The organism is Bacteroides sp. LFL-34 (assembly GCF_027257075.1).
GTDB classification, from domain to species: domain Bacteria; phylum Bacteroidota; class Bacteroidia; order Bacteroidales; family Bacteroidaceae; genus Bacteroides; species Bacteroides ovatus.
Window position 1 is genome coordinate 22,873 of record NZ_JAPQKZ010000062.1, and the last position, 7,352, is coordinate 30,224.

8 protein-coding genes are annotated in these 7,352 nt (G+C 54.4%); 2 read left to right on the forward strand and 6 right to left on the reverse strand.

Translation table 11 applies throughout. The features are described from left to right. Nucleotides 1-41: 41 nt before the first annotated feature. Genes topB through N5O98_RS24480 form a run of 4 tightly spaced genes read right to left on the reverse strand, consistent with a single transcriptional unit; the run spans nucleotide 42 to nucleotide 4,561 of the window. Nucleotides 42-2,129, reverse strand: coding sequence for a type IA DNA topoisomerase (gene topB, locus N5O98_RS24465; protein ID WP_004291456.1), 2,088 nt, complete (start codon nucleotides 2,127-2,129; stop codon nucleotides 42-44). Nucleotides 2,130-2,189: 60 nt separating this feature from the next. Beyond that, nucleotides 2,190-3,761 (reverse strand): DUF3945 domain-containing protein, encoded by a 1,572-nt coding sequence (locus tag N5O98_RS24470; RefSeq protein ID WP_004291455.1) that lies wholly within the window; start codon nucleotides 3,759-3,761, stop codon nucleotides 2,190-2,192. A 20-nt stretch (nucleotides 3,762-3,781) separates the two neighbouring features. Beyond that, nucleotides 3,782-4,132 carry a helix-turn-helix domain-containing protein gene (locus tag N5O98_RS24475; protein ID WP_004291454.1) on the reverse strand — a complete coding sequence of 117 codons (351 nt, stop codon included), beginning with the start codon at nucleotides 4,130-4,132 and terminating at the stop codon, nucleotides 3,782-3,784. A 3-nt stretch (nucleotides 4,133-4,135) separates the two neighbouring features. Then, on the reverse strand, nucleotides 4,136-4,561 hold the full coding sequence (locus tag N5O98_RS24480; RefSeq protein WP_004291432.1) for a helix-turn-helix domain-containing protein: 426 nt from the start codon (nucleotides 4,559-4,561) through the stop codon (nucleotides 4,136-4,138). 138 nt (nucleotides 4,562-4,699) lie between these two features. Between N5O98_RS24480 and N5O98_RS24485 the strand changes: the two genes are divergently transcribed. Together N5O98_RS24485 and N5O98_RS24490 are read left to right on the forward strand one after the other, a co-directional pair. Beyond that, nucleotides 4,700-4,999 (forward strand): helix-turn-helix domain-containing protein, encoded by a 300-nt coding sequence (locus N5O98_RS24485; RefSeq protein ID WP_004291426.1) that lies wholly within the window; start codon nucleotides 4,700-4,702, stop codon nucleotides 4,997-4,999. A 31-nt stretch (nucleotides 5,000-5,030) separates the two neighbouring features. Further along, the gene (locus N5O98_RS24490; RefSeq protein ID WP_004291424.1) at nucleotides 5,031-5,336 is read left to right on the forward strand and encodes a helix-turn-helix domain-containing protein; all 306 of its coding nucleotides are present in this window, start codon (nucleotides 5,031-5,033) and stop codon (nucleotides 5,334-5,336) included. Between the two features lie 77 nt (nucleotides 5,337-5,413). Here the strand turns inward: N5O98_RS24490 and N5O98_RS24495 are convergent, their stop codons facing one another. Further along, nucleotides 5,414-5,776: a hypothetical protein gene (locus N5O98_RS24495; RefSeq protein WP_004291423.1), complete on the reverse strand. Its 363-nt coding sequence runs from the start codon at nucleotides 5,774-5,776 to the stop codon at nucleotides 5,414-5,416. Between the two features lie 11 nt (nucleotides 5,777-5,787). Then, entirely contained in the window at nucleotides 5,788-7,023 is a 1,236-nt protein-coding gene (locus N5O98_RS24500; protein ID WP_004291422.1) for a site-specific integrase, read from the reverse strand. Nucleotides 7,024-7,352: the final 329 nt, after the last annotated feature.

Sequence of the window (7,352 nt, forward strand, 5' to 3'; positions counted from 1 at the left end):
GAAGAACAATTCATTACTCTGAACAAGTGGCAAAGTTAATACTATTTCTTCCGTCCTGAAAATTTCTTGTCCTTTTTAGCCTCCGGGAACACAAAAGTCGTGTTATATTCCCCGTCAAAGGCGACAACAGCATCGAAACTCTTGCCCTGTTTGCTCTTGAACCCTTTGAGCAGCTTGGTATGCCCTTCGGTGAGCAGGTCTTTGATTTCATCGTCGGACAGGGTGCGTCCCGCTTTCAGCCGGAACACGGGCAGTCCGCACTCCGTGTTGTCGCAGCGTACCACCTTGCCGTAGAACCGCATCCTGCCCGTGCCACACTTGGGACACGCGCAGCCGGAGTCACGGCTGCCGAAGAGCTTGTCGCACGAGATCAGTTCGGAGGTTATCTCACGTGTGTACGCCTCTATCTCCTTGCGGAAGGTGTCGTCGGACAGTTCCCCGCGCTCGATACGCGCCAGCTCCTTTTCCCATTCGCCCGTCATGGCAACATCGGCGATGCGCATCGTCTTGACGACGGAATTGAGGGCAAGTCCTTTTTCGGTGGGAACAAGCGACTTCTTGCAGCGTTCCATGTAACCGCGCTTGAAAAGCGTTTCGATGATGGAGGCGCGTGTGGCGGGAGTACCGATGCCACAGTCCTTCATCGCCTGCCGCAGTGCGTCGTCCTCAATTTCCTTGCCCGCCGTTTCCATTGCCGAGAGCAGGGTGGCTTCGGTATGCAGCGGCTTGGGTTTGGTCTTTCCTTCGGTAATGGACGAGCCTTTCGGTGTCAGCGTGTCGCCTTCCTGCCAGCCGGGGATGGTAATTTCCTCTTTTTCCTCGCCATAGACGGCACGCCATCCGGTTTGCTTCACGACGCTGCCTTTTACGGTAAACTCCACTCCGGCACATTCCGCCGTGACAGTGGTCACATCCTTGACGCATTTCTCAGAGAATGCCTCGACCATGCGCCCGGCAATCATCTGATAGATGGTATTGTCCTCTTTGGAGAGGAAGAGCGGTTTCTCACCCGTGACGAGCAGGGCATGGTGGTCTGTCACCTTGCCGTCGTCCACGCTGCGGCGTGTCGGGGCGGCTTTTGCCCGCACCTTGTCTTTCCATTCGGGCTGTGTGCCGATGAAAGCGAGCAGTTTGGGAATTTCGGCAAACACGTCTTCGGGGATGTAGCGGCTTCCCGTTCTCGGATAGGTTATCAACTTCTTTTCGTAGAGTTTCTGCGCGATTTCAAGCGTCTGTTCCGCCGTGAAGCCGTGCTTGGCGTTGGCTTCTTTCTGGAGCGTGGTCAGGTCGTAGAGCAAGGGAGTTTCCTCCGTCTTCTCCTTGCGCTCGGCTTTCGTGACAGTGGCGCAACCTGCCGCCTTTACCTTATTATATAGTTCCATCGCCGGTTCTTTCTCTTTCCATTTCTCGGAGGATGAGAATTTCACGACTTCGCCGTCGCAACCGTCCGTTGCGATATGGAGCTGCCAGAATGCTTCGGACGTAAAGCGGCGGTTCTCCCAGTAGCGTTCACATACCATAGCCAACGTTGGTGTCTGCACCCGCCCCACGGAATACGTGCCGTGTCCGGCGGCGATGGATAACGCCTGTGTGCCGTTGATGCCCACGAGCCAGTCGGATTCGCTCCGCGCTTTGGCGGCGAGGTAGAGGTTGTCGTATTTGCTGCCGTCTTCGAGTTTCCGCAGTCCCTCGCGGATAGCTTTGTCGGTGAGAGAGCTGATCCACAGGCGCACGAAAGGAGTGGTGCAACCCGTATAGTGGTAGAGGTAGCGGAAGATAAGCTCTCCCTCGCGTCCGGCATCGGTCGCCACGATGATATGTTCGCTTGTGTCGAACAGTCTTTTGATGACTTTTATCTGCGACACCACGCCGCTGTCGGGCTTGTAACCTTTCTCCGTCCTGACCTGACGGGGGACGAGCGTGAATGTGTCGGGAATAATCGGGAGGTTGTCACGGACAAATCCGCGCACGCCGTAGCCGTCGGGCATGGCAAGCTGAACGAGGTGTCCGAATGCCCATGTCACGGCATAACCGCCTCCCTCGAAATATCCTTCCTCTCTCTTTGTCGCGCCCACGATGCGGGCGATTTCACGTGCCACGGAGGGCTTTTCTGCAATGATTGTCTTCATGTCTTCTTCTTTTTTGTTGATACTTTGGATTTTATTTTGGATTCAGTGGCGGACACGGGATTACATTTTCATGCCCTTGCCCGTTTTCTTCTGCGGCTTCTCCTGCTGCTGTTGCTGGCGGGCGTCCTTCGGGTTGGTCTGACCTTTCTGCAACGGCTCTCTCAGATTCTTTGTAGCCTCGTTGGTCTTGCCATCGTTGTTCACCGCCACCTGCGTGCGGCTCTCGTTGGACGGAGCAACCTGCTGTGCATTGTCAGGGTTCGTGTCGTAGCGGTACGGGCGTCCCTTCTCCGGGTTGAACTTGATATACATCGTGGCATGGAAGCCCTGCTTGTCGGTCACGTTCTCCAGCTTCACGGCTTTACCCGCCACATAGTCGGCTTTCTGCTGGTCGGTGAAGCTCACGCCGCTCCATTTGCTGATGGGGCGGATGCTGCCGTCCTCGTTCGTCCACGTGTTGCGGCGTTGCTCCTTCTTGGTCTGTGCGGCATTTTCCCCGCCCTGCGCCTGACTTTTCGATGTGTCGCCTTTGGTTTCCTGTGTCTGTGCGGTACGGGGCGACTTGCCGGTTCCCGGCACGAACTCCACGCCGCGCTGCTCCACGTTCACTTGCAGGGTGGTGACGAACTTTCTGCCGTCGTTGCGCTCGATGAGCTTGTCGCGTACGGGCAGTCCGGCGCGGAGCATGTCCCGCTCCTGCGTGGTGATTTCCGTCTTGCCGATGCGCTCCGGGATGCGCACCCTGCTTGCCGGAATGTCCGTGATTTCATTCGTCTTGCGGTCGATGCTGATGTAGGAGGGGATGATCTCGCCCGTTTCCCTGTCCACAATGTCCACGACCCTACCGAGATTGCCCGTTTCGCGGAGGTTCTTCCGGTCATTGTCGGAGAATTTGTGTTCCTTGTACTCATCCAGCTTCTGCTCCTTGCGGATGAAGTGCGGCACGAGGCTGATGTTTCCCTCACCGTCCTTCTTGAAGGAGAGGCGGGCGTCCAGCTCGAATGATTCGCCGCCGAAGGTCGGTTTGACCTTTACCAAGTCGGACTTGCCATAGTTGAGCATCTTCGTAAGGTCGCCGGACTTTTCAAGGTTGTCCCGCTTTACGCCCCATCTGTCCTCCAGCTCCTGCCAGTTGATTTTACTCTCGTCGATGGGCTGGTAGCCACGTTTGCCCTGCATCTGTTCGGATTTGTCCTGTTGCTGTTCTTTCCGTTGTTCCATGTTCTCCTGTTTTTGAGGTTCTTGTTTCTCTGTCTGTTGTGCTGCCATCTCTTCCTGCACCTTCTTCTCATAGTCGGAGGTGTCCACCTTGTGAGGGGCGAGCAGCTCCTTGTTCGCTTCGGGGTCTTTCAGCAGTTGCTTCATCACCTCTAAGAGATTTTCAGCTTGGTCTGCCGCAATGCGGTAGAAACCGAAGCGGCTGGGTTCCTTGCACTGCCGGAAGAAGTTCTTGAAGAAGTTGTCCAGCACGTCGCCATGTCGGTCGAATTGCAGGAAACTCTGCGCGTTCTCCGCTTTTGCGGGGGTGCGCTTGGGTGTGCCGTCCGCGTTCAGCCCGGCTACCACGCTGATCTCGCCTGTCTTCTCGTCACGGACTACCAGCACGTCCTTTTCGTCTTTTTTCTTTGCCATCTGAAAAATGTTTTAATGGGTTATTTATGAAAGAAATTATGGATACGAGCCTTGTAGAAGGCTATATCTTCCTTTTTGAAGTCCTTGATATGGTTGGAAAGGAATGTCAGCACGTCCTCCTCGCTGTAATAGGTCTTCTTGCCCAGCGTCTTGTAGGGCAATGCGCCTACGCTGCGGTAGCGTTGGAGGGTGCGTTTGCTTATCTGGAGCAACATGCACAAATCCTGATTGTCGAAAAGGCGGATGCTTTCCGTGATAGTGGGCTGTTTCCCCTCAGCCTTCATCGCCAGCAGCAGTTCGTCCTGACGGTCGAGCCGTTCCATCAGCTTCTGCATCCAGCCCTCGAAGTTGTTTCGTGTGAGCAGTTCCATGACCTATGTCCTCCTTCCTTTTGGTTTGCCGCCCGTGCGCAGCGTGTGGTTGTGGAACAGGGTGTCTATTGTCCCTTCCTCGTTCCTTACTGTGTTGTCCTCCAATAGCCGCAGTATCTCGGAAAGGCGGTAGCGGCAGCTTCCGCGTACCACCACATACTCGATACGGTGGTCGGTGCGCATACGCTGCATGGTGCGCTTGCTCACGTTGAGCATCTTCGCCGCCTGTGCCGTGTCAAGCAGCTTGTCTTCGGTTTCCCGCTTCCGTTTCTTCTCGTCCCTTGCCTCGCGGATGTACCCTGCGATGTTCGCAATCTGCGCCATCATCTCCTTGTAGGCGGAACTTTCCATTGTTATCACTTTCATGTTCAGTCCTTTCTTTTTGTTTCTGCGACAAAATTCGGCAATAAACAAAAGGGGCTTTAACAACTCACTACGTGACTCACGTAAGATTTTTGCGGAAGATGGCTCCGTAACCCGGTCAAACGGCGCAACAGGCAGCCTTTCAGCGGAAAACGATACGTCTTGTATGCCGTTTCGTTACCTTTGCGGCAAACTCTAAATGACATGAATATGGAAATAGTATCTATCGAGAAAAAGACTTTCGAGATGATGGTGGCGGCATTCGGCGCACTCTCGGAGAAGGTCGCCGCCCTGAGGCGCAAAAGCGACACGGGGCGCATGGAAAGATGGCTCACGGGCGAGGAGGTCTGCGGGCAGTTGAGAATAAGCCCGCGCACGTTGCAGACGCTGCGTGACAGGCGGCTTATCGGCTACTCGCAGATAAACCGCAGGTTCTATTACAAGCCAGAGGAGGTGAAGCGGCTGATACCGCTTGTCGGCACGCTCTATCCGCACGGCAGATGATTTGATTTATTCACCCACTGAATCCGAAGTTATGATGAACGAGAACAACGATGTTTTTACGATGGAAGACGAGCCGATAGCCTCTGTGGTGCAGGATATGCGCAAAGGCTCGAAATGGCTGTCCGCATTTCTGGAAAGCTACCGTCCTCCGCTGGACGGGGAACGTTACCTGACGGACGGCGAGGTGTCGGAACTGCTCCGTGTGAGCCGGCGCACCTTGCAGGAATACCGCAACAACCGCGTGTTGCCCTTCATACTTTTGGGAGGGAAGGTGCTTTACCCGGAAACGGGGCTGCGCGGGGTACTGGAAGCGAACTACCGCAAGCCGCTGGAGTGAGGCGGTTTCATGAAAAAGTAAACGGGTGACACCTTTTGTGGTGCTACCCGTTTACTTGTCTTATGGGGTATGTGCAATCAGCAATACCCGGCTTTTCCGTTCTGTATGAACATCACGTATGTCTGCCGTTTCTCTTGTGAGAGTGCCTTTCCCACCAGCCATGTGCGGAACAGGTGGGTGTTGTAGGTATTCACCCTGAAAGCGACCGGGATGATGATTTCAAGGGCGTACACGTCCGCGTGCAGCCCGTTTTCAAGCTGCATGTAGCGGCACACCTCGTAGTCGTTCAGCACGTCCGACTTGCGGACGGCTCTGATGGCGGCGTTCACTGCCGGGACGGTCGTATGGAACAATCCGGCTATTTCGGTGGCGGTCATCCACACGTCGTTACCGGTTACGCTGACTGCCTTGTCCTCGATGATGATTGTGTCACGTTTCATGGCTTTTCTTTTTAGATGGTGCAACCTGCAAATTCCTCGACGCCGTTCAATCTTGCGGCAAGGTTCTCCATGTCCTGATTGAGCTTCTCTTTGGTTATCTTTGCGTAAATCTGCGTCGTCTTTATGCTCTTGTGTCCGAGCATGGAGCTGACCGTTTCGATGGGAACACCGTTGGAGAGGAATATCGTCGTGGCTGCCGTGTGGCGGCTCTGATGCCACGTGATATGCTTGGTGATGCCGCAACGCTTGGCGACGGCACGGATACCGGCAAGGCACGTGTTATAATGCGGAACGGGAAATATCCTGCCGTCCCCGCACAGTCCCCGGTATTTGCCGATTATGCGGTTGGCGATGTCGAGCAGGCGGATGTTGGACACCACGCCCGTTTTCTGGCGGTTGATGTTTATCCACTCGTGTTCGTCGAAGTAGGTGCGGATATTCTCTTCCGTAAGGTTGCGCATATCCGCGAACGACAGCCCCGTGAAGGCGCAGAACAGGTAGAGGTCGCGGTACAATTCCTGTTTGGCGTTTTTCAGTTTCCCCTCCATCAGCAGGCGGATCTCATCTTTGGTCAGGAAACTGCGTGTTGTTTCCTCCTTCTTGATTTCATACTCGCGGAACGGGTCGCGCGTCAGCCACTCGTTGTTGATGGCGATGAATACCATCGTCCGTAACGGGCAGACGTACAGCCACACGGTATTGGTGCAGCAGTGCTTGTCCGTGCGCAGGAACATCTCGAAGTCGGAGATGAAAGCCGGGGTAAGCTCTTTTAGGGCGATGTCCTTCACATGGTAGCGGATGTCGAGGAACTCTTGCATGTGCTTGTAAACGGTGCGGTACTTCAGCAGCGTGCCTTTGGCTTTCATGCCTGCCTCCACCTGCTTCTCGTAGTCCTCGTTGTGCTGGCGGAACACCTGCATCAGCGTGTGGTAGCGGTGTTCCAGTCCGAGAAAGGCGTTCTTCACCTTCTCCGCCGTGACGAAGTTGTCACGCTCCATGATTTCCTGATAATGCCTGTTGATGCGTACCCGCATCTTGTCAAGCATACGGTTCGTTTCGAGTGCCGCCGTGCTTCTGCCCGTGACACGTCCACCTTTGGTGTCCCACAGTTTCGGATCGACAGTCAGTTTGCAGCTGAACTGTGTCTGGCTGCCGTCCACCGTGATGCGTCCCATGACGGGAACTGTCCCGTCCTTTTTCACTACCTGACGCTTGAGGTAGTAGATTACTGAAAATGTACTCTTCATTGTCCTTAATTTTTGGGTTTCAAAATTAGTTGGTGAAGAGTCCGGTGTTGGTACGCAAAACGGGGAGGAACGGCGCAATCTTTTTCCGTAACCTGATTTTTCGCATGAGTTATGGATAACTCACTATTCCTTAGAGCCTTGTTTCGCTATTCGTACCCGTTTGTCGCATTTTCGGGCATGGTTACGAACAAGTAACGTAGCGGCGTCAGGATTTGGCTTCGGCAGGGATTGTAATGGCTTCACGGATTATCGCCACTTCAACCAAAACCCTTGTAACTCAATTCTATCACTATATCTTTCCGCATTTCACTTTTTTGTAGTAACTTTGC

Coding starts and splice junctions, on each gene's coding strand:
- topB (WP_004291456.1), bottom strand. CDS start 2,129: ATGAAGACAATCATTGCAGAAAAGCCCTCCGTGGCACGTGAAATCGCC.
- N5O98_RS24470 (WP_004291455.1), bottom strand. CDS start 3,761: ATGGCAAAGAAAAAAGACGAAAAGGACGTGCTGGTAGTCCGTGACGAG.
- N5O98_RS24475 (WP_004291454.1), bottom strand. CDS start 4,132: ATGGAACTGCTCACACGAAACAACTTCGAGGGCTGGATGCAGAAGCTG.
- N5O98_RS24485 (WP_004291426.1), top strand. CDS start 4,700: ATGAATATGGAAATAGTATCTATCGAGAAAAAGACTTTCGAGATGATG.
- N5O98_RS24490 (WP_004291424.1), top strand. CDS start 5,031: ATGATGAACGAGAACAACGATGTTTTTACGATGGAAGACGAGCCGATA.
- N5O98_RS24495 (WP_004291423.1), bottom strand. CDS start 5,776: ATGAAACGTGACACAATCATCATCGAGGACAAGGCAGTCAGCGTAACC.
- N5O98_RS24500 (WP_004291422.1), bottom strand. CDS start 7,023: ATGAAGAGTACATTTTCAGTAATCTACTACCTCAAGCGTCAGGTAGTG.